This is a genomic window from Cytobacillus sp. QJM3NY_8, from assembly GCF_056173585.1.
The window spans coordinates 1,832,747-1,853,968 of sequence record NZ_CM149681.1; the positions used below are offsets into that span (position 1 = coordinate 1,832,747).

Annotated in this window: 21 protein-coding genes and 1 other annotated feature; all 21 genes read left to right on the forward strand. The window is 43.1% G+C overall.

The window, feature by feature from the left end:
• The first annotated feature begins 49 nt into the window (after nt 1-49).
• Nucleotides 50-319 carry a YlmC/YmxH family sporulation protein gene (locus AC0VZ9_RS09615; protein WP_009330854.1) on the forward strand — a complete coding sequence of 90 codons (270 nt, stop codon included), beginning with the start codon at nt 50-52 and terminating at the stop codon, nt 317-319.
• 69 nt (nt 320-388) lie between these two features.
• The gene (gene pgeF, locus AC0VZ9_RS09620; RefSeq protein WP_009330853.1) at nt 389-1,216 is read left to right on the forward strand and encodes a peptidoglycan editing factor PgeF; all 828 of its coding nucleotides are present in this window, start codon (nt 389-391) and stop codon (nt 1,214-1,216) included.
• On the forward strand, nt 1,217-1,903 hold the full coding sequence (locus AC0VZ9_RS09625; RefSeq protein ID WP_475397303.1) for a YggS family pyridoxal phosphate-dependent enzyme: 687 nt from the start codon (nt 1,217-1,219) through the stop codon (nt 1,901-1,903). It abuts the gene before it with no gap.
• 4 nt (nt 1,904-1,907) lie between these two features.
• Nucleotides 1,908-2,351 (forward strand): cell division protein SepF, encoded by a 444-nt coding sequence (locus tag AC0VZ9_RS09630; RefSeq protein WP_009330849.1) that lies wholly within the window; start codon nt 1,908-1,910, stop codon nt 2,349-2,351.
• Nucleotides 2,352-2,357: 6 nt separating this feature from the next.
• Nucleotides 2,358-2,621: a YggT family protein gene (locus tag AC0VZ9_RS09635; RefSeq protein ID WP_009330847.1), complete on the forward strand. Its 264-nt coding sequence runs from the start codon at nt 2,358-2,360 to the stop codon at nt 2,619-2,621.
• A gap of 62 nt (nt 2,622-2,683) precedes the next feature.
• Nucleotides 2,684-3,457 carry a YlmH family RNA-binding protein gene (locus AC0VZ9_RS09640; RefSeq protein ID WP_009330844.1) on the forward strand — a complete coding sequence of 258 codons (774 nt, stop codon included), beginning with the start codon at nt 2,684-2,686 and terminating at the stop codon, nt 3,455-3,457.
• 253 nt (nt 3,458-3,710) lie between these two features.
• Nucleotides 3,711-4,229 carry a DivIVA domain-containing protein gene (locus AC0VZ9_RS09645; RefSeq protein ID WP_009330841.1) on the forward strand — a complete coding sequence of 173 codons (519 nt, stop codon included), beginning with the start codon at nt 3,711-3,713 and terminating at the stop codon, nt 4,227-4,229.
• Nucleotides 4,230-4,280: 51 nt separating this feature from the next.
• Nucleotides 4,281-4,543, forward strand: a binding site (T-box leader).
• A gap of 96 nt (nt 4,544-4,639) precedes the next feature.
• Nucleotides 4,640-7,411 (forward strand): isoleucine--tRNA ligase, encoded by a 2,772-nt coding sequence (ileS, locus tag AC0VZ9_RS09650; RefSeq protein WP_009330839.1) that lies wholly within the window; start codon nt 4,640-4,642, stop codon nt 7,409-7,411.
• Nucleotides 7,412-7,611: 200 nt separating this feature from the next.
• A complete protein-coding gene (locus AC0VZ9_RS09655) occupies nt 7,612-7,899 on the forward strand; it encodes a hypothetical protein (RefSeq protein WP_009330838.1) in 288 nt (95 codons plus the stop codon).
• A gap of 79 nt (nt 7,900-7,978) precedes the next feature.
• Nucleotides 7,979-8,476 (forward strand): signal peptidase II, encoded by a 498-nt coding sequence (lspA, locus tag AC0VZ9_RS09660; RefSeq protein WP_009330836.1) that lies wholly within the window; start codon nt 7,979-7,981, stop codon nt 8,474-8,476.
• Nucleotides 8,448-9,359 carry an RluA family pseudouridine synthase gene (locus tag AC0VZ9_RS09665; protein ID WP_019381722.1) on the forward strand — a complete coding sequence of 304 codons (912 nt, stop codon included), beginning with the start codon at nt 8,448-8,450 and terminating at the stop codon, nt 9,357-9,359. The genes lspA and AC0VZ9_RS09665 overlap by 29 nt, the downstream gene beginning before the upstream one ends.
• Nucleotides 9,360-9,568: 209 nt before the next feature.
• Complete coding sequence (pyrR, locus tag AC0VZ9_RS09670; protein WP_009330834.1) at nt 9,569-10,114, forward strand: bifunctional pyr operon transcriptional regulator/uracil phosphoribosyltransferase PyrR; 546 nt, start codon at nt 9,569-9,571, stop codon at nt 10,112-10,114.
• A 139-nt stretch (nt 10,115-10,253) separates the two neighbouring features.
• Nucleotides 10,254-11,558, forward strand: a complete 1,305-nt coding sequence (locus AC0VZ9_RS09675) for a solute carrier family 23 protein (RefSeq protein ID WP_009330833.1) — start codon at nt 10,254-10,256, stop codon at nt 11,556-11,558.
• Nucleotides 11,559-11,708: 150 nt separating this feature from the next.
• The gene (locus AC0VZ9_RS09680; protein ID WP_071156636.1) at nt 11,709-12,647 is read left to right on the forward strand and encodes an aspartate carbamoyltransferase catalytic subunit; all 939 of its coding nucleotides are present in this window, start codon (nt 11,709-11,711) and stop codon (nt 12,645-12,647) included.
• Nucleotides 12,610-13,896 carry a dihydroorotase gene (locus tag AC0VZ9_RS09685; protein ID WP_251175156.1) on the forward strand — a complete coding sequence of 429 codons (1,287 nt, stop codon included), beginning with the start codon at nt 12,610-12,612 and terminating at the stop codon, nt 13,894-13,896. The genes AC0VZ9_RS09680 and AC0VZ9_RS09685 overlap by 38 nt, the downstream gene beginning before the upstream one ends.
• Nucleotides 13,893-14,999 (forward strand): carbamoyl phosphate synthase small subunit, encoded by a 1,107-nt coding sequence (locus AC0VZ9_RS09690; protein ID WP_019381725.1) that lies wholly within the window; start codon nt 13,893-13,895, stop codon nt 14,997-14,999. Before AC0VZ9_RS09685 ends, AC0VZ9_RS09690 begins: the two co-directional genes overlap by 4 nt.
• Nucleotides 14,978-18,190: a carbamoyl-phosphate synthase large subunit gene (gene carB / locus AC0VZ9_RS09695; protein WP_475397304.1), complete on the forward strand. Its 3,213-nt coding sequence runs from the start codon at nt 14,978-14,980 to the stop codon at nt 18,188-18,190. The genes AC0VZ9_RS09690 and carB overlap by 22 nt, the downstream gene beginning before the upstream one ends.
• Nucleotides 18,190-18,966, forward strand: coding sequence for a dihydroorotate dehydrogenase electron transfer subunit (locus AC0VZ9_RS09700; protein ID WP_308937094.1), 777 nt, complete (start codon nt 18,190-18,192; stop codon nt 18,964-18,966). Before carB ends, AC0VZ9_RS09700 begins: the two co-directional genes overlap by 1 nt.
• Nucleotides 18,963-19,904 (forward strand): dihydroorotate dehydrogenase, encoded by a 942-nt coding sequence (locus tag AC0VZ9_RS09705; RefSeq protein ID WP_251175159.1) that lies wholly within the window; start codon nt 18,963-18,965, stop codon nt 19,902-19,904. Before AC0VZ9_RS09700 ends, AC0VZ9_RS09705 begins: the two co-directional genes overlap by 4 nt.
• On the forward strand, nt 19,876-20,592 hold the full coding sequence (gene pyrF, locus AC0VZ9_RS09710) for an orotidine-5'-phosphate decarboxylase (RefSeq protein ID WP_009330826.1): 717 nt from the start codon (nt 19,876-19,878) through the stop codon (nt 20,590-20,592). The genes AC0VZ9_RS09705 and pyrF overlap by 29 nt, the downstream gene beginning before the upstream one ends.
• Nucleotides 20,582-21,214 carry an orotate phosphoribosyltransferase gene (pyrE, locus tag AC0VZ9_RS09715; RefSeq protein ID WP_019381728.1) on the forward strand — a complete coding sequence of 211 codons (633 nt, stop codon included), beginning with the start codon at nt 20,582-20,584 and terminating at the stop codon, nt 21,212-21,214. The genes pyrF and pyrE overlap by 11 nt, the downstream gene beginning before the upstream one ends.
• The last annotated feature ends 8 nt before the right edge of the window (nt 21,215-21,222 follow it).

The window sequence follows — 21,222 nt, forward strand, 5'->3', positions numbered from 1 at the left end:
AGGGGCAAACATATATTGAATAAGAACATAAATTGGGAGTGAAATGTCGATGGTGAAAATATCTGAATTTCAAATGAAGGATGTTGTAAATGTAGCTGACGGCAAAAAGCTTGGAAATATTGGGGATATAGATATTAATATAAATACAGGAAAAATTGAAGCCGTCATTATCGGGGGAACGGGAAAAGTGTTAGGTTTTTTTGGGAGAGATGCTGATATTGTCATACCGTGGAAAAATATTATAAAAATTGGTGAGGATGTCATACTGGTCCGCTATCAGGATGCGATTGAGCCAAAATATATTGAGGAGGAAGCATAAGAGTTGTTAATGGTGTCATCACTGCCTGCCTTGTGGTAAACTATAGAAAAATAAGATGGGGTTAATCGCATGGAACCATTTTCTTTAAAAACGGAAGAGTATTTTGTCATAAAAGAGTGGGCAGATCGTTTTCCTAATATAACTGCCGGTTTTACAACTAAAAATGGCGGCTGCAGCCGTAATGAATACAAAACGCTTAATGTAGGATTGCACGTGAACGACAGCAATGAAGCAGTCAGCCGAAATCGGCAGCATGTGGCTGACTTGCTTGGGTTTTCTCATGAAAAATGGGTTGGTGCTGAACAAACTCATGAAATAAACATAAAAAAAGTTACCAGAAAAGATAAAGGGAAAGGTGCTCTTGTTTACGAGGATTCCTTTTCTGGTACTGACGGGTTTTTCACTTATTCTAAAGGTGTCATGCTGACTCTCTGTTATGCGGATTGTGTGCCGCTTTACTTTTTGCATGAAAAGACAGGAGCCATAGGCATGGCCCATGCAGGCTGGAAAGGTACTGTCGGGGGGATTGGCAGGAAGATGGCCGAGCTATTTGCCAAAGAAGGCATTGACTTAAGTGAGGTCCAAACCGTGATTGGCCCTTCCATTTGCGGTAATTGTTATATAGTTGATGACCATGTTATTTCAAAAGTGCAAAAAATACTAGAAGATGTCGATATTAAGCCATATAATCAAATTAGTGACAATCAATTCCAGCTTGATTTGAAAGAACTAAACCGGACAATTCTGACAAATGCAGGAATTCCTCATGAAAATATTATGATTACTGATTATTGCACAAGCTGTCATGAAAACTATTTTTTCTCCCACAGAAGAGATAGGGGAAAGACGGGCAGAATGATGAGCTTTATTGGCTGGAAGGAGGAAGTCGGAAGCTAAATGAGAGTAAAAGATAATTTAAAGCAAATTGAGTCAGCTATAAAGGAAGCGTGCATAAAGGCCAACCGTAAGCCAGAAGAAATTACCCTCATTGCTGTTACTAAGTATGTATCAGCCGAACGGGCACAAGAAGCACTTGAAGCAGGAATTGTTCATTTAGGTGAAAATAGGGATGAAGGACTGCTTGCCAAGTGGGATGTGTTAAAGGACAAGCCGACATGGCATTTTATTGGAACGCTGCAAACGCGCAAAGTGAAAAATATAATTGATAAAGTTGATTATATCCATTCACTGGACAGGCTTTCCCTCGCAAAGGAAATCGACAAGCGGGCTGATCGAAAGATAAATTGTTTTGTTCAGGTTAATGTCTCAGGGGAAGAGTCGAAACAGGGAATAAATCCTGAAGAGGTAGCTGACTTTATTTCATGCCTGGCTGATTATAAAAATCTCAATGTTATCGGCCTTATGACAATGGCACCTCTTTCAGATGACGAGGAATTGCTTCGTTCCTGTTTCCGGAAGCTAAAGAACCTGCAAACAAAGGTGAAAGATCTGGGGTTTGATTTTGCTCCTTGTACTGAGCTTTCAATGGGCATGTCTAATGATTTTTCCCTGGCAATTGAAGAAGGTGCCACAATGGTGAGGATTGGTAATGCTTTAGTAGGTCAAAAGAGTCAGGAGGTTTGATAAAATGAGTATAAAATCAAAATTTAAAACATTTTTCTTCCTGGATGATGAATATGACTATAAGGAAGAGGAAATCATCGAAGAAGAAAGAGAGCCGGTGAAGCAGGTGCAGAAGCAGCAGCCAGTTCAAAAACAAAACATCGTCAGCCTCCAAAGTGTGCAGAAATCTTCTAAAGTAGTTCTTGTTGAACCGCGTGTTTATGCAGAAGCACAGGATATTGCGGATCAGCTGAAAAACAGAAGAGCTGTTGTTGTCAATCTGCAGAGAATAGAAAAAGATCAGGCAAAGCGGATTGTTGACTTCCTTAGCGGAACCGTTTATGCCATCGGCGGAGATATTCAAAAGATTGGAACTGATATTTTTCTATGTACCCCTGACAATGTTGAGGTATCAGGAAACATCTCTCAGCTGATGAAAGAACAAGAATTAGAAAATACGAGGTGGTAGCATTTAATGGAATTAGTATTTGGGATATTGTCATCTGCAATTTATTATTACTCGTGGGCACTGATTATTTATATTTTGCTGTCCTGGTTCCCTAATGCCAGGGAATCAGCTTTTGGCCAGTTTCTTGCAAGGATTTGTGAACCGTACCTTGAGCCATTCCGCAAAATCATACCTCCGCTTGGAATGATTGATATCTCTCCTATTGTGGCTATCTTAGTTTTGCGATTTGCCACTGGAGGTTTGCAGCAGCTTTTTTATTGGATTTCATAAGACTACAAACAGGGCTATCAAATGGCCCTTTTTTATTTGTGTAAAAAGGAGGTTCCTTAAAGATGACCATTTATCAGCACTTCCGGCCGGAAGAAAAAGAATTTATCGATCAGGTTCTTAACTGGAAAGACCTTGTAGAAAATACATATGCACCAAAGCTTACTGATTTTCTTGACCCAAGGGAGCAGCAAATCCTTAAAAGCGTCATAGGGCAGCATGCCGGAATCTTATTTGCTTTATTTGGCGGAACTCCAAATGCTGAGAGAAAGAGAGCCCTCATATTTCCGGATTACTATGAAAGCGATGAGGGAGATTTTCAAATTCGGCTGTTTGAACTGGAATACCCAAAAAAGTTTGTCACCATAGAACACCCGCAAGTCCTGGGCAGTCTAATGTCTCTAGGGCTAAAAAGAGGGAAATTCGGTGATATCCTTTTTGAAGACGACAGAATCCAGTTTTTTGCAGCACAAGAAATTGAAGATTACATCAGCCTGCAGCTGCAGTCAATTGGCAGAGCTTCCGTGTCCCTGAAAAAACTGCCCTTTTCAGAGGCAATCCAATCAGCAGAAGTGTGGAAAGAAAGCTCCATCACCTCTTCATCCCTGAGATTGGATACAGTCATCTCAGCCATCTACAATATCTCCAGGCAAAAATCCCAGCTCTATATCCAGCAGGGATTAGTCAAAGTCAATTGGACGCAAATAGAAAACCCCTCATTTGAATGCCAGCAAAGCGACATCATCTCAGTCAGGGGTCAAGGCCGTTCCAAAATCATAGATATAGATGGGAAAACAAAGAAGGACAAATGGAGGATTATTGCTGGGAGGCAGAGATAGCCTATATGCGAAGTATGGAGCGAGACTACTGGGGTCAGCGCACTCAGGAGGCTGCCGGAAGCCCGCCGTCGCTGAGTGCCTGCAGCGGAAGTCAACACTTAAGCAAACAGATAAAATTTTTTATAATCTTGAAGGAATTTGAAACAACCTGTCGAATAAATAATCAAAAGACTACGGAGTCTGCTATAATTAAAATGAACCAGCAGGCTCAAACCAATTTACATAAGATCAACAGACCTGGGAGGTGGCACACATGCCATTAACACCGTTAGATATTCATAACAAGGAATTCAGCAAAGGATTCCGCGGTTATGACGAAGATGAAGTAAACGAATTCCTCGACCAGATCATAAAGGACTACGAAATCCTGATCAGGGAAAAAAAGGAGCTTGAAGAAAAGCTCAATGATACAAACGAACGCATAGGCCACTTTACTACAATTGAAGAAACACTTAATAAATCTATTGTGGTTGCACAGGAAGCAGCAGAGGAAGTAAAGCGCAATGCCCATAAAGAAGCGAAGCTAATCATTAAAGAAGCTGAAAAGAATGCTGACAGAATTGTGAACGAATCCCTGTCTAAAGCGAGAAAAATCGCACTGGATATTGAAGATTTAAAGAAACAGTCCAAAGTATTCCGAACACGTTTCAAGATGCTTGTTGAAGCACAGCTGGATATGCTAAACAACGATGATTGGGATCATTTAATGGAATATAAGCTGGATTCCACTGAACTTAAGTCATTAAGAGAAGAAGAAGAATCACTGGCTTGACGAAAGCTGGAAATATCGCATATAATTTTAAAACAAAGTAAAATACGATGTTTATCAACAATGAGAGGGACAGTACAGTCTTTCAAAGCTTATGTACAGAATGGCATTCTTACTCTGTAAGCGAGCCGGGGATGGTGGAAGCCCGGGTATAAGCAAAAGCTGGAAAATCACCCTTGAGTTCCTTGCCGAACGTATAACCATCAGTAGGCCAAGGCGGTTCATTCACGTTAAGAATTCTTTGAGCGGATGAAACATAATCATTTTTCATCTACAAGGGTGGTACCGCGGGAGAATACAACCTTCTCGTCCCTTTTTGGGATGGGAAGGTTTTTTTTGTATTTTACTGTGGTTTTTATCAGCTCTCATTGGCTATCATGGTATTTAATGAGTTATAAACAGGAGGCAAAGGAATGGATTACAAAGATAGTTTATTAATGCCAAAAACCGAATTCCCAATGCGCGGCAATCTTCCAAAGCGCGAACCAGAAATTCAGGCAAAATGGGAAGAGATGAATATTTATGAGAAGGTCCAGGAACGGACCAAAGGCCGTCCAATGTTTGTTCTGCATGATGGTCCTCCATATGCGAATGGCGACATCCACATCGGCCATGCGCTGAATAAAATCTTAAAGGATTTCATCGTACGCTCTAAGTCAATGACTGGCTATAATGCTCCATATGTTCCTGGCTGGGATACACATGGTTTGCCAATTGAGCAGGCCTTGACAAACAAAGGCGTAAAGCGTAAAGAAATGAGTATTGCTGAGTTCCGCAAGCTTTGTGAAGAGTATGCATACGAGCAGATTGACAGCCAGCGCGGTCAATTTAAGCGCTTAGGCGTCCGCGGTGACTGGGAGAATCCATACATCACTCTAAAGCCTGAGTACGAAGCCCAGCAAATAAAAGTATTTGGGGAAATGGCGAAAAAAGGCTATATCTACAAAGGTAAAAAGCCTGTATATTGGTCACCATCATCTGAATCAGCTCTGGCTGAAGCTGAAATTGAGTATAAAGATAAGCGTTCACCGTCCATCTATGTTGCTTTTAAAGTAAAAGATGGCAAGAACGTATTAGATCAGGACACTCATATTGTCATCTGGACTACTACTCCATGGACTATTCCGGCAAACCTTGGAATTTCAATTCATCCGGACCTTACCTATAGTGTAGTTGAGGCAAACAGCAAAAAGTTTATGGTTGCTGAAGATTTACTGGCTTCAGTGGCTAAAGAATTTGAATGGGAAGACTATAAAGTTGTCCAATCAGTAAAAGGGACCGACCTCGAAAATGTAGTTGCCGAGCATCCCCTTTATGGCCGTGATTCCCTTGTCATGCTGGGTGAGCATGTTACAACTGATGCTGGTACTGGGTGTGTTCACACTGCTCCTGGCCATGGGGAAGACGATTTCCATGTAGGCATGAAATACGGGTTAGACGTATTATGCCCGGTTGATGATAAAGGAAACATGACTAGTGAAGCTCCTGGCTTTGAAGGTTTATTCTATGATGCAGCCAATAAGCCGATTACTGAAAAACTTGAGGAAGCCGGGGCTTTATTAAAACTTACTTTTATTACTCACTCTTATCCGCATGACTGGAGAACGAAAAAACCAGTTATTTTCCGTGCTACTGCCCAATGGTTTGCATCCATTAAAGATTTCCGCAATGAACTTCTGGAAGCTGTTAAGGAAACAAATTGGTATCCTGCATGGGGCGAGACAAGACTATTTAACATGGTCAGGGACCGCGGTGATTGGTGCATCTCCCGACAGCGTGTATGGGGCGTGCCAATTCCTGTCTTTTATGCGGAAAATGGAGAAGAAATTATCACAGATGAAACAATTGAACATGTGTCTAATCTTTTCCGTGAACATGGTTCGAACATCTGGTTCGAGAGAGAAGCGAAAGAACTGCTGCCTGAAGGATTTACACATCCAGGAAGCCCGAATGGCCAGTTTACAAAAGAAACGGATATCATGGACGTGTGGTTTGATTCCGGTTCTTCCCATCAGGCAGTTCTTTTAGAGCGCGACGATTTACAGCGTCCTGCAGATTTATACCTTGAAGGCTCTGATCAATACCGAGGCTGGTTTAACTCTTCACTTTCAACTGCTGTAGCAGTAACAGGCAAAGCTCCTTATAAAGGTGTCCTGAGCCACGGGTTCACACTTGATGGCGAAGGAAGAAAAATGAGTAAATCCATCGGAAACGTAGTTGTTCCGGCAAAAGTCATGAATCAGCTTGGTGCTGACATTCTGCGTTTATGGGTGGCGTCAGTTGATTATCAGGCAGATGTCCGGGTATCTGATGCTATTCTGAAGCAGGTTGCAGAAGTATATAGAAAGATCCGCAATACGTTCCGCTTCTTGCTTGGAAATCTGGATGATTTTAACCCGGCAACAGACTCGGTTTCATTTGAAAACCTGCGTGAAGTTGACCAGTTTATGCTTGTTAAGCTGAATAAACTGATCAAGAATGTTCGCGAGTCTTATGACCGCTATGAATTTGCCAGCATCTACCATGCTGTCAATAATTTCTGTACATTGGATCTAAGTGCATTCTATCTTGATTTTGCTAAAGATGTCCTATACATTGAAGCGAAAGATAATGCAGAACGCCGTGCTATCCAAACTGTTTTATATGAGAGCCTTATTGCTTTGACAAAACTTGTTGCACCTATCCTTTCCCATACTTCAGATGAAGTTTGGAGCTTTATTCCGAATGTGAAGGAAGTAAGTGTACAATTGACGGATATGCCTGAATATCAAGAGCTTCCGAACGCGAAACAGCTGGAAGAAAAGTGGACTGCATTTATGAAGCTTCGCAATGATGTTCTTAAAGCATTGGAGGAAGCGCGTAATGAAAAGGTGATCGGCAAATCTCTGACTGCTAAAGTGACACTTTATGTAAACGATCAAGCAAAGAGCCTGCTGGATTCAATTCAGGAAAATCTTCAGCAAATCTTTATCGTTTCTGGATTTGAGGTTGCAGGCAGCCTGTCAGATGCACCTGAAAATGCCGTGAAATTTGAAAATACTGCAATTGTGGTTTCCAAAGCAGAAGGCGAAACATGTGATCGCTGCTGGACAGTTACTCCAGAAGTTGGCCAGACAGAAGGCTATGACACTCTTTGCCCCCGCTGTGCTGAGGTTGTAAAGAATAATTATAGCCACTTGGCTTAAATACCTGCAGTCCCTCAAATATTTGGGGGACTGTTTTTTTGATAAATGACGTTCTTTTTTATCCTAAGGCGAATGCGAAATCCATTTTATAAATAATTCCACCTTCACTAAATGTTGTGCCGTTTGCTAAAAGTTTGCCCGTGTCTGAAATCCGTTCCGAGAAGATAATAAAGTAAACATTATAGAACGGAGGAAACTGCATGGATGCAAAGGCAGAAGGGCTATATACAGAACTCCGTAATACAAGACAGGAAATATTGGAAAGACTAATGGAAGGCAATAGTTCCGCTTTGATAAAACCTATTTTATTGGAAGAACTGCATGATATCGAGCAAACACTCAGCAAAATTGAAACTGGAAGCTTTGGCATATGTGAAATTTCAGGTGAGCTGCTCCCGTCAGATTTGCTTCATATGATCCCTACTTTAAAAACAATGGAGGATTGCAGCAGGCTTGGGAAATTCTACAGAAAATCTATTTTCCACTGAGTTTAGGCGTGTGCTGTGTTTTTTATTCAGTTTGTGCTAAAATGCAAAGGTAATGATATGAGATTTGGGGGTTGCCTTTGTGTTTTATTACATAATTGCATTGTTCGTGATAGCACTTGATCAGTTTACGAAATGGCTGATTGTTAAGAACTTTGAATTAGGGGAAAGTGTTAAAGTTATTGAGGACTTTCTTTATATTACATCGCACCGCAACCGTGGCGCTGCCTGGGGCATCCTGCAGGGGCAAATGTGGTTTTTCTACGTAATAACCGTTATTGTCATAATTGGTATCATTTATTACATTCAAAAAGCAGCCAAAGGCAAATTGCTTCTTGGAGTCTCTTTGGGCCTGATGCTGGGCGGAGCGATTGGAAACTTTATTGACAGGGTATTTCGAAAAGAAGTGGTGGATTTTGTAAACACTTATATTTTTGGCTATGACTTTCCCGTTTTCAATATTGCTGACTCGGCACTGGTCATTGGTGTAGGATTATTGATGATTCAGATGCTGCTTGAAGAGAGAGAAGCAAAGAAAAAGGAGAAATCTTATGGAGAAAATGGAACACATCATTCCTGATGAACAGGCAGGAGAAAGAATAGATAAAGTGTTATCCACACTGAATGCGGATTGGTCAAGAACGCAGGTTCAGCAATGGATCAAAGACGGCAATGTCCTTGTAAATGGGCAGAAGCCGAAAACCAATTACAAATGTACGGCAAATGATAAAATTGAAATATCAATTCCTGAACCTGAGGAATTAGATGTCGTGCCGGAAAAAATGGATCTGGATATTTATTATGAAGATAAAGATGTCCTGGTGGTAAACAAACCAAAAGGAATGGTGGTCCATCCGGCAGCCGGGCATGGTACTGGCACTCTTGTTAATGGACTTATGGCACATTGCACAGATCTTTCAGGAATTAATGGGGTTATGAGGCCAGGAATCGTTCATAGAATCGATAAAGATACATCAGGACTTCTTATGGTTGCTAAGAATGATATGGCACATGAAAGTCTTGTGAACCAGCTGATGAATAAAACGGTTACACGTAAGTACCGTGCCGTTGTTCATGGAGTTATTCCCCATGATTATGGTACGATTGATGCGCCTATTGCCCGCGATCCCAAAGACCGTCAAAGCATGACCGTTGTTGACAATGGAAAACATGCGGTTACTCATTTTCAGGTCCTGGAGCGTTTCAGGGATTTCACACTGGTGGAATGCCAGCTGGAAACGGGAAGAACTCATCAAATCCGTGTTCATATGAAATATATTGGCTATCCTCTGGCAGGAGATCCTAAATACGGTCCAAGAAAGACTCTTGATATTGGCGGACAGGCACTGCATGCAGGTGTTCTTGGATTTGAACATCCAAGAACAGGAGAGTACCTGGAATTTGAGGCATCTATACCTGCTTATTTCGAGGAGCTATTAGATAAACTGGCAAATAATCGTTGACAATTGTCTAATTGTGCTTTAAGATGACAATAGTTGAATAAGTCCTTTAAAACAGTCCCGTGAGGCTGGGAAGGAAACGGATTGAATAAGGAAATTTGTATCCCTTATTCTGCAGCATCAGAATCGTTTACCCTCTCGCCCGATCGGTGAGAGGGTTTTTTTATATATAACATTAACAGAAGAGAATCAGATAATAGAGGTGAGTCAGAATGCCGCAGCAAAAAGCAATTGTTTTGGATGACCAGGCAATCAGGAGAGCGCTGACAAGGATAGCTCATGAAATCATAGAGAAAAATAAAGGGATCGAACATTGCATCCTGATTGGAATCCGCACAAGGGGGATTTACCTGGCGAACCGCCTGGCCGAGCGGATCGAACAAATAGAAGGTGCCAAAATTGATGTAGGCGAACTTGATATCACTCTCTATAGAGATGATCTTACAAAAAAGACTGATAATCAGGAGCCGCTAGTCAAAGGCTCAGATGTTCCAAAAGATATAAATGATCAGAAAGTGATCTTGGTCGATGATGTTCTTTATACAGGAAGAACGGTCAGAGCCGCTCTTGATGCGCTGATTGACATCGGAAGGCCATCGCAGATTCAGCTGGCAGTACTCGTGGACCGGGGCCATAGAGAGCTTCCGATAAGAGCTGATTATGTAGGAAAAAACATTCCAACCTCCAGTTCGGAGAAAATTGTTGTTGAGCTGAAGGAAGTGGATGAAAACGATCAAGTAAGCATTTTTGAAAATTAAATAGCCCTTTTAAATGCAGTCCAGAGAGGCTGGCAAAGGGGAACTCAGCAGAAGCAGTCTGTCTTTTGCTGTGCTCTTTTACCCTCTTTGCGGATCTGGCAAGGAGGGTTTTTTAATAAAATGAAGAGGAGAGATTGGGATGCATAAGCCTATTCTAGATATAAAAGATGTTCCAAAACCAGCCCATTGGCTGACATTAAGTTTACAGCACTTATTCGCAATGTTTGGAGCCACTATACTTGTACCTTTCTTAGTAGGATTAAATCCTGCCATAGCTTTAATCTCAAGCGGACTGGCAACAATCGCTTTCCTCATCATAACAAAATGGCAGGTACCGGCATACTTAGGGTCATCTTTCGCTTTCATTGCTCCGATCATCGCAGCAAAAGCAGCTGGCGGACCAGGTGCTGCCATGATCGGAAGCTTTATGGCAGGACTAGTATATGGAGCCGTAGCATTAATCATCAAAAAAGCTGGCTACCGCTGGATTATGAATCTGCTTCCACCCATCGTGGTCGGCCCGGTTATCATCGTAATCGGTTTGGCATTAGCAGGCACAGCAGTCGGTATGGCCATGAACAACCCTGAAACGGGTGAATACAGCATGCTGCATTTTTCAGCGGCGCTCATCACTTTAGGTGCAACAATTATCTTCTCCATCTATGCAAAAGGAATGCTCAGCATGGTGCCGATTCTTGCAGGTATCATCATCGGGTATGTTTACTCACTGGCTGTGGGCCTTATAGACTTCTCACTTGTACAGCAGGCAGCCTGGTTCGAAATGCCGGAGTTCATAATTCCGTTCGCTGATTATGAAGTGAGGATAACCCTGGATCTGGCACTTCTAATGATTCCGGTGGCTGTTGTGACAATCTCTGAACATATCGGGCATCAGCTTGTCCTTGGAAAAGTAGTTGGGAGAGACTATATTAAAGAACCGGGTCTTCACCGCTCCATCCTTGCTGATGGAACAGGAACAATGATCTCGGCATTAATCGGGGGTCCGCCAAAGACAACTTACGGTGAAAACATTGGCGTACTGGCCATCACAAAAATATACAGTGTCTATGTACTGGCAGGTGCTGCAGTCATCGCCATCATCTTCGGATTCATTGGCAAGGTAACAGCACTGATCAGCTCGATCCCTACTCCAGTAATGGGCGGCGTGTCGATCCTGCTGTTCGGGATCATCGCTTCATCAGGATTAAGAATGCTTGTTGACAGCAAGGTGGATTTTGGAAACAACCGTAACCTGGTTATCGCATCCGTCATCCTTGTACTCGGAATTGGCGGAGCCCATATCGAAATTTGGGCATTCAAACTGGAAGGAATGGCTCTGGCAGCGATCAGCGGCGTTCTCCTGAACCTGATTCTCCCTGGAAGAGAAGAGGCTAAGGAAGATATGTTTGAAGCTGAAAATGAAAAAAAAAATAATGTAGCTTAACGCTTTTTAACTAAGTCCCGAGAGGCTTATAAGGGTGTTGGCGGCAAACCTGCTATACGGGGATCAGTGTATCCGTATATCTGGCTGCCTCAACTTTGCAGCACCCTGACCAAATCGGCAGGGTGCTTTTTTTGAAGAGGAGGAAAAAAATTGAAACATTTGCTCACTACCTCAGAGCTAGAGATTAAAGAAATCAATAAAATACTTAATGATGCACAATACTTTTTAAACGGCGGAACATGGACTCCTGAACAAAAGGTTTTTGTCGCCAACCTCTTTTTTGAGAATAGCACAAGGACAAAGTGCAGCTTTGAAGTTGCGGAAAGGCGGCTTGGATTGGACATAATCCCATTTGAAGTCAGTACGTCAAGTGTATCGAAGGGTGAGTCACTATACGATACGGTAAAAACACTTGAAGCAATCGGAGTGCATGCAGTAGTCATTCGCCATAGCCAGGACCGCTACTTTGACGAATTAACAGATAAAAGCGGTGTTTCTATCCTTAATGCAGGGGATGGCTGCGGCCACCATCCAACACAATCCCTGCTAGACCTGCTGACAATTAAACAGGAATTCGGTTCCTTTGAAGGATTAAAAGTAGCCATCATCGGTGATATTGCCCATAGCCGTGTCGCAAGATCCAATGCAGATGCACTTGTCCGGCTCGGTGCGAAGGTTGTTTTCTCCGGACCAAAAGAATGGTTCAATGAAGAATTGCTTGAAAATGGCATGTATGAAGATGTTGATACAGCTATTGAAACCGCTGATGCTGTCATGCTGCTGAGAATCCAGCATGAGCGGCATGAATCCAAAGCCAATCAAACGGCTGAAGAATACCACCTGGCATACGGCCTTACAGAAGAGCGTGAAACAAAAATGAAGCCAAACAGCATTATCATGCATCCGGCCCCTGTAAATCGGGGTGTGGAAATAGCAGATTGCCTGGTGGAATGTGAGCGTTCCAGAATCTTCAAACAAATGCAAAATGGTGTGTACATCCGAATGGCTGTACTAAAAAGATCGATTGAACATATTGAAGGGGGAGCTAATCATGTCAATATTAATCAAAAATGGCCAGTTGCTTACTAAAGAAGGGAACTTTGTAAAAACTGACATTTACATAAAGTCAGGAAAAATTGCCGGGATAGGTGCAGGTATCGAGGAAAAGGCACAGGAAGTGATTGATGCTGAAGGCTTATTGATTGCACCAGGCTTTATAGATCTCCATGTACACTTGCGTGAACCTGGCGGTGAAAAGAAAGAGACCATTGAAACTGGCACTAAAGCAGCAGCCAAAGGCGGTTTCACAACGGTTGCTGCCATGCCGAATACCCGGCCTGTACCTGATACGAAAGAACAGCTTGATAAATTGAACTGCCGTATTGAAGAGACTGCGTCGGTCAAGGTTTTGCCATATGCATCGATTACGATCCGTGAGCTTGGCCAGGAATTAACAGATTTTAAAGCACTGAAAGAAGCTGGAGCGTTTGCTTTTACAGATGACGGAGTTGGGGTTCAATCAGCAGCCATGATGCTGCAGGCAATGAGGAATGCCGCAGAGATAAGCATGCCGATTGTTGCGCACTGCGAAGAAAATACCCTCATTAACAAAGGTTCCGTACATGATGGAGTTTTTGCTAAAGAGAATGGTTTAAATGGTATTCCTTCCGTCTGTGAATCAGTGCAAATCGCAAGGGATGTACTCCTTGCCGAAGCTGCTGGCTGCCATTATCATGTCTGCCATATCAGCACGAAAGAGTCTGTCAGGGTGGTAAGAGATGCAAAGCGGGCAGGCATCAAGGTAACGGCCGAAGTGACACCTCATCACCTCCTTCTATGTGAAGAGGATATCCCAGGTCTGGATGCAAACTTTAAAATGAATCCTCCATTAAGAGGGGCAGATGACCGATCTGCCTTAATAGAAGGATTATTGGACGGCACGATTGATTTTATCGCGACCGACCATGCACCTCACACAGCAGCGGAAAAAGAAGAGGGGATGGAGCTGGCGCCTTTTGGGATTGTTGGACTTGAGACAGCCTTCCCGCTTCTATACACACACTTTGTCGAGAAGGGGATATTCACGCTAAAACAGGTGATTGATTATTTAACGATCAAGCCAGCAAAGGCGTTCGGCATTCAATCAGGAAAATTGGAAGCAGGTGAAATCGCTGATCTTGTCCTGCTAGATCTAAACCGCCAGGAAAAGATTGACCCTGTTCAGTTCTTATCAAAAGGGAAAAACACGCCATTTACTGGCTGGGATTGTAAAGGCTGGCCAGTCATGACAATAGCTGAAGGAAAAATTGTTTGGAACAGAGGGAGTGTAAAAGCATGAAAAAACAGCTGATTCTGGAAGACGGAACAATTTTTATTGGAAAAGGCTTTGGAAGCGATACGAATTCGATTGGAGAGGTAGTATTCAATACAGGAATGACGGGTTATCAGGAAATTCTCTCTGACCCTTCCTACTGTGGACAAATTGTAACATTGACATACCCTTTAATAGGAAATTATGGAATTAATCGAGATGATTTTGAATCCATCTCCCCTGCCATCTCCGGGTTCATTGTAAAAGAAGCAAGCGAGTTTCCATCAAACTGGAGAAATGAACAGTCAATTGCTGAATACTTTGAGATGAAAAACATCCCTGGGATCGCTGGGATTGATACTAGAAAATTAACAAGGATTATCAGGCAGCATGGTACGCTGAAAGGTGCTATTTGCAGCATAAGTGAAAACCCGGAATTAATCTTAGAAAAACTGCGGGCAACCAAGCTGCGAAACGATCAGGTTAAGCAAGTTTCAACTAAGACACCTTATCCAAGCCCCGGACGCGGCAGAAGGGTAGTCCTTGTAGATTTCGGCATGAAACACGGTATCTTAAGAGAATTAAACAAACGGGATTGTGATGTGATTGTTGTACCATATAATACAACAGCTGAAGAAATACTCAGCATGAGCCCGGATGGGGTTATGCTTTCAAATGGGCCGGGAGACCCGAAAGATGTTCCGGAAGCCATCACAATGATTAAAGGTCTGTTAGGAAACGTGCCGATTTTTGGGATTTGCCTGGGACATCAGCTTTTTGCCCTCGCATGCGGTGCCAATACAGAAAAAATGAAATTCGGCCATCGCGGTTCAAACCATCCGGTAAAAGATTTGCAAACCGGAAAAGTCGCATTAACATCTCAAAACCATGGATATTCAGTGGAAGAAAACTCCATCTCGGGTAGTCTTCTGGAAGTAACACATATTGCATTAAACGATGGAACGATTGAAGGTTTGAAACATAAAGAAGTCCCGGCGTTCACTGTGCAATATCACCCTGAGGCTTCACCGGGACCGGAGGATGCAAATGGATTATTTGAACAATTCCTGCAAATGATTGAATCACATAAAGAGGAAGGTGCTGCAGCATGCCAAAGCGTACAGATATAAAAAGCATTTTAGTTATCGGATCAGGACCAATTGTCATCGGACAGGCAGCAGAGTTTGATTATGCTGGAACACAGGCCTGCATTGCATTGAAAGAAGAAGGTTATCGTGTCATTCTAGTAAATTCCAATCCTGCTACCATCATGACAGATACTGAAATTGCTGACGCAGTATATATTGAGCCGCTTACGCTGGAATTCGTCAGCCGCATCATCCGAAAAGAACGCCCTGATGCCCTTGTACCTACTCTTGGGGGACAGACAGGATTAAACCTGGCAGTAGAACTTGCTGAATCAGGTGTGTTGGAAGAATGTGGGGTTGAAATCCTCGGTACAAAATTATCTGCTATTCAAAAAGCGGAAGACCGGGATCTTTTCAGAAATCTGATGAATGAACTAGGCGAGCCGGTGCCTGAAAGTGAAATTATCCATAATCTTGAAGAAGCCTATAAGTTTGTAAATAGGATTGGCTATCCGGTCATCGTACGCCCTGCTTTTACATTAGGGGGGACAGGCGGGGGAATCTGCCACGATGAAGAAGAGTTAATCGAAATTGTGACAAGCGGCTTGAAGAACAGCCCTGTAACACAGTGCCTGCTTGAAAAGAGCATTGCGGGCTTCAAAGAAATTGAGTATGAAGTGATGCGAGACTCCAATGACAATGCGATTGTTGTCTGCAATATGGAAAACTTCGATCCTGTAGGTGTCCACACAGGTGATTCCATTGTTGTAGCTCCAAGCCAAACTTTAAGTGATCGTGAATATCAGCTGCTTAGAAACACTTCATTAAAAATTATCCGCGCCCTTGAGATTGAAGGAGGATGCAATGTCCAGCTGGCACTTGATCCGGATAGCTTCAATTATTACATCATTGAAGTTAACCCGCGTGTCAGCCGTTCATCAGCACTTGCATCCAAGGCAACAGGATATCCGATTGCCAAACTGGCAGCCAAGATAGCGGTGGGGCTGACACTTGATGAAATGATGAATCCTGTGACAGGAAAAACATATGCCTGCTTTGAACCGGCATTGGATTATATTGTCTCTAAAATTCCACGCTGGCCGTTCGATAAATTTGAATCTGCGAACCGTTCGCTTGGGACCCAAATGAAGGCTACAGGTGAAGTGATGGCAATAGGCCGCACATTTGAAGAATCTCTTCTGAAAGCAGTCCGTTCACTTGAAGCCAACATTTATCATCTTGAGCTGAAGGATGCTGACCAAATTTCGAATGAATTGATCGAAAAGCGGATTCGAAAAGCAGGCGATGAACGTTTGTTTTATATCGGAGAAGCCATTAGAAGGGGAGTCACCATCGAGACGATCCATGAATGGAGTATGATTGATCTATTCTTCCTTCATAAGATTAAGAAAATCATAGATTTTGAGAGTGTATTAACAGAAAATCCTTTTGACCCTGAAACAGGGAAAGCTGCAAAGGAAATGGGATTTGCCGATCTGGTGATTGCCAGGCTGTGGGATTCAAGTGAAATGGAAGTATACAGCTGGAGAAAAGAACAAGATATTGTACCGGTTTATAAAATGGTTGATACATGTGCAGCAGAATTTGAATCTGAAACACCGTATTTCTATGGAACTTACGAAGATGAGAACGAATCGGATGTAACCGGCCGCAAAAGTGTTGTTGTTCTCGGCTCAGGTCCTATTCGAATTGGCCAGGGAGTGGAGTTTGACTATTCAACTGTCCACGCAGTATGGGCCATCAAGGAAGCAGGTTATGAAGCAATCATCATTAATAATAATCCGGAAACTGTTTCTACTGACTTTAGCATCTCCGATAAGCTATATTTTGAGCCGCTGACGATTGAAGATGTTATGCACATCATTGATCTTGAGAAGCCAGAAGGTGTAGTTGTGCAATTTGGCGGACAAACAGCGATTAACCTTGCAGCAGATCTGGTAAAGAGAGGCGTGAAAATTCTCGGAACTTCTCTTGAAAATGTAGACCGGGCAGAGGACCGGGATAAATTTGAGCAAGCTCTTGCAGAGCTTGGCATTCCGATGCCAAAAGGAAAGACTGCCTTATCAGTGGAGCAGGCAGTAGCGGTTGCTGGTGAAATCGGTTATCCCGTAGTTGTCCGACCATCATATGTACTTGGCGGAAGGGCCATGGAGATAGTATATAAAGAAGCCGAGCTTCTTCATTATATGGAAAACGCTGTTAAAGTAAATCCAGAGCATCCAGTATTGATCGACCGGTATCTGACTGGGAAGGAGATAGAAGTGGACGCCATTTCGGATGGAGAAAATGTGCTTATTCCAGGCATCATGGAGCATATTGAAAGAGCTGGAGTACACTCAGGAGATTCCATTGCCGTCTATCCTCCGCAAAATATATCAGAAGCAATCAAAGACAAGCTTGTTGAGTATACCGAGAAGATGGCTAAGGGCCTTGGCATTATAGGTCTCCTGAATATCCAGTATGTAGTGGCAAAAGGGGAAGTATATGTCCTGGAAGTCAACCCGCGTTCAAGCCGGACGGTTCCTTTCTTGAGCAAGATTACAAACGTGCCAATGGCCAAAATCGCCACGAAAGTTATCATGGGCCAAACATTGGCTCAGCAGGGCTGCGGATCTGGCCTCCTGCCGGAGAGAAAAGGCGTGTTTGTAAAAGTCCCAGTGTTCTCTTTTGCAAAATTAAGAAGAGTAGACATCACTTTAGGGCCTGAAATGAAGTCAACTGGAGAAGTTATGGGAAAAGATTCAACGCTTGAAAAAGCCCTTTATAAAGGCCTTGTTGCTTCCGGCATGAAAATCCAGCCGTTTGGAACCGTACTAATGACTGTCGCAGATAAGGATAAGGATGAGGCGCTGCAGCTGGCAAAGAGATTTGTATCCATCGGCTACAGGCTAATGGCAACGAGCGGAACAGCGTTATTCCTTAAATCTGCCGGCATTCCTGTAAAGGTGACTGGAAAGATCGGCTCAGAAGGGCCAAACCTTCTGGATGTCATCAGAAATGGCGAAGCGCAATTTGTTATAAATACTCTAACAAAAGGAAAGCAGCCTGCCAGAGATGGCTTCCGCATCCGCCGTGAATCGGTGGAAAATGGCGTGCCATGCCTTACTTCCCTGGATACGGCAGAAGCAATCCTTCAAGTAATCGAATCAATGAATTTCTCAGCAGATGCGATGGATAAGCCAGAACAAGTCCGGGAGGCGGTTTTAACTTGATCAGACAAGAACACTGCACTGTAATATCGCAAAATAAACTTGCCGAAAACATTTACGAGCTCACCCTTCAAGGTGAGCTTGTTCATGAAATGAAAGTGCCCGGGCAATTTGTGCATTTGAAAATATCCGGGGGTTATGACCCGATGCTAAGAAGGCCGATCAGCATTGCAGAGATTTTACCTGATGAAAGCCAGTTTAAGATGATATATCGTGCTGAAGGCAGGGGAACGGTGATGCTTTCAGAAAAAAAACCTGGCGATTACACAGATGTATTGGGGCCGCTGGGAAATGGGTTTCCTATCAGTGAAGCTGGCCGGGGGGATACAGCACTTCTTGTGGGAGGCGGAATTGGAGTCCCCCCTTTATATGAGTTGTCCAAACAGCTTGTAAGCCATGGTGTTAAGGTGATACATGTCCTTGGCTTTCAGTCAGCAAGTGCGGTTTTCTATGAAGAAAAGTTTGCTCAGCTGGGCGAGACCTATCTGGCTACAGCTGATGGAAGTGCAGGAACGAAAGGCTTTGTTACAGATGTTATTAATAAATTTAATATTAATTTCGATGTTTTATATTCATGCGGCCCAACGCCGATGCTGAAGGCGCTTGAAAATCAATACTCTCATAAAACGGTATACCTTTCATTGGAAGAACGAATGGGCTGCGGCATCGGAGCGTGCTTTGCATGCGTTTGCCATACAGGGGATGATCCTGATGGATACAGTTATAAAAAAGTCTGCAGTGACGGACCGGTCTTTAAAGCAGGGGAGGTAGTTCTATGAACTCATTAAATGTCAATCTGCCTGGACTGGAATTAAAAAATCCAATCATGCCTGCATCAGGATGCTTTGGCTTCGGAAGAGAATTCAGCCAAATGTATGATTTGAGCCAATTGGGTGCGATCATGATTAAGGCGACAACCTTTGAGCCCCGTTTTGGAAATCCAACACCAAGAGTGGCTGAGACCTCAGCAGGAATGCTGAATGCAATAGGACTGCAGAATCCAGGACTGGAAAAAGTGGTGAATGAAGAACTGATCTGGCTTGAACAATATGATGTACCGATCATTGCCAATGTAGCTGGTTCGCAGGAAGAGGATTATGTTGCGGTTGCCAAAAGAATTTCTGAAAGCCCGAATGTACATGCGCTTGAGCTCAACATCTCCTGTCCGAATGTAAAAACAGGCGGAATTGCCTTTGGGACTATACCGGAAATTGCTAAAAACCTAACGAAAAAAGTAAAAGAGGTTTCAGAGGTTCCTGTCTATGTAAAGCTTTCACCAAATGTCACAAATATTGTAGAAATGGCGAAAGCAGTGGAAGATGGCGGAGCTGACGGTTTAACAATGATCAACACGCTTGTTGGCATGAGAATCGATCTAAAAACAGGCAATCCGATTTTGGCAAATAGAACAGGGGGACTTTCAGGGCCAGCCATTAAGCCTGTCGCGCTAAGGATGATTTATGAAGTGAGCCAGCAGGTGTCCCTTCCTATAATCGGAATGGGCGGCATTGAATCTGCAGAGGATGTAATCGAATACTTCTATGCGGGTGCAAGTGCAGTAGCGGTTGGAACAGCTAACTTCGTAGATCCTTTTGTGTGTCCGAAAATTATCGATAGGCTGCCCGAACTTATTGAAAACCTTGGATATGAACATATTTCAGAATGTATAGGAAGGAGCTGGAAGAAGAATGAAAAAGCCGCTCATTATTGCTCTTGATTTTTCAGGGAAAATGGAAGTTAATCATTTTCTGAAAAACTTTGAAAATGAAAAATTATTTCTAAAGGTCGGCATGGAGTTATTTTATCAGGAGGGTCCTTCCATCGTTCACGAACTAAAAGAACAAGGGCATGAGATCTTCCTTGATCTCAAGCTTCATGATATTCCTAATACTGTTAAAAGTGCAATGAAGAGGCTTGCCGGGCTTGGCTGCGATATGGTTAATGTCCATGCCGCAGGAGGAAAAGCCATGATGGAAGCAGCACGTGAAGGACTTGAAGCCGGAAGTTCAGGGAAAAGGCCATCTTGTATTGCTGTGACGCAGCTGACAAGCACATCCGAACAGCAAATGAAATCAGAGCAGTTAATTCCTGCTTCATTAAACGAATCTGTTCTTCATTATGCCAAGCTTGCCAAAGAAGCAGGACTTGATGGGGTAGTATGTTCAAGTCTTGAGGCAAGGGAGATAAGTTCGCGAATAGGATCTTCCTTTTTGACTGTAACACCGGGAATACGACTGTTATCTGACGACTCCGGAGATCAGAAAAGAGTGGCAACACCTGAATTCGCCAGAAAGGAAGGGGCTTCCGCAATTGTAGTAGGCCGATCGATTACAAGAGCGGAAAATCCATTTGAAAAATATATTCAATGCAAGCAATCTTGGGAGGGCGTTCTAAATGAAGCGTAAAATAGCAGAAAAATTATTAGATATAAAAGCAGTTGCATTAAACCCAAACGATCCATTTATATGGTCTTCAGGATTACGTGCTCCAATCTATTGCGATAACCGTCTTACATTGTCATACCCTGAAGTTAGAAAAGAAATAGCTGCTGGCCTTAAATCAATCATTCTGGACAAATTTCCTGAAGCAGAACTAATTGCAGGTACAGCAACAGCAGGCATTCCGCATGCTGCCTGGGTAAGTGACATTATGGAACTGCCTATGTGCTATGTCCGCTCAAAGGCTAAGGGCCATGGGAAAGGCAAGCAAATTGAAGGAAAAGCTGACAAAGGCCAGAAGGTTGTTGTTGTTGAAGATCTGATTTCAACAGGAGGAAGTGCTATCACTGCTGTCAAGGCTTTAAGAGAAGCGGGCTGTGAAGTGCTGGGTGTTGCAGCTATCTTTACATACCAGCTGGAAAAAGGAAAGGAAATGCTGGACAAAGAGAAAATTGAAGCATATACCCTGACCGATATTGAAGCTCTGACAGAAGTAGCCGTTGAAAATGGCTATATTCAGGAAAAGGATATGAAGAAGCTGGTAGAATGGCGAAAAGATCCTGCAGAGTGGGGAAAAGTAACACAATAAAGCAGTTT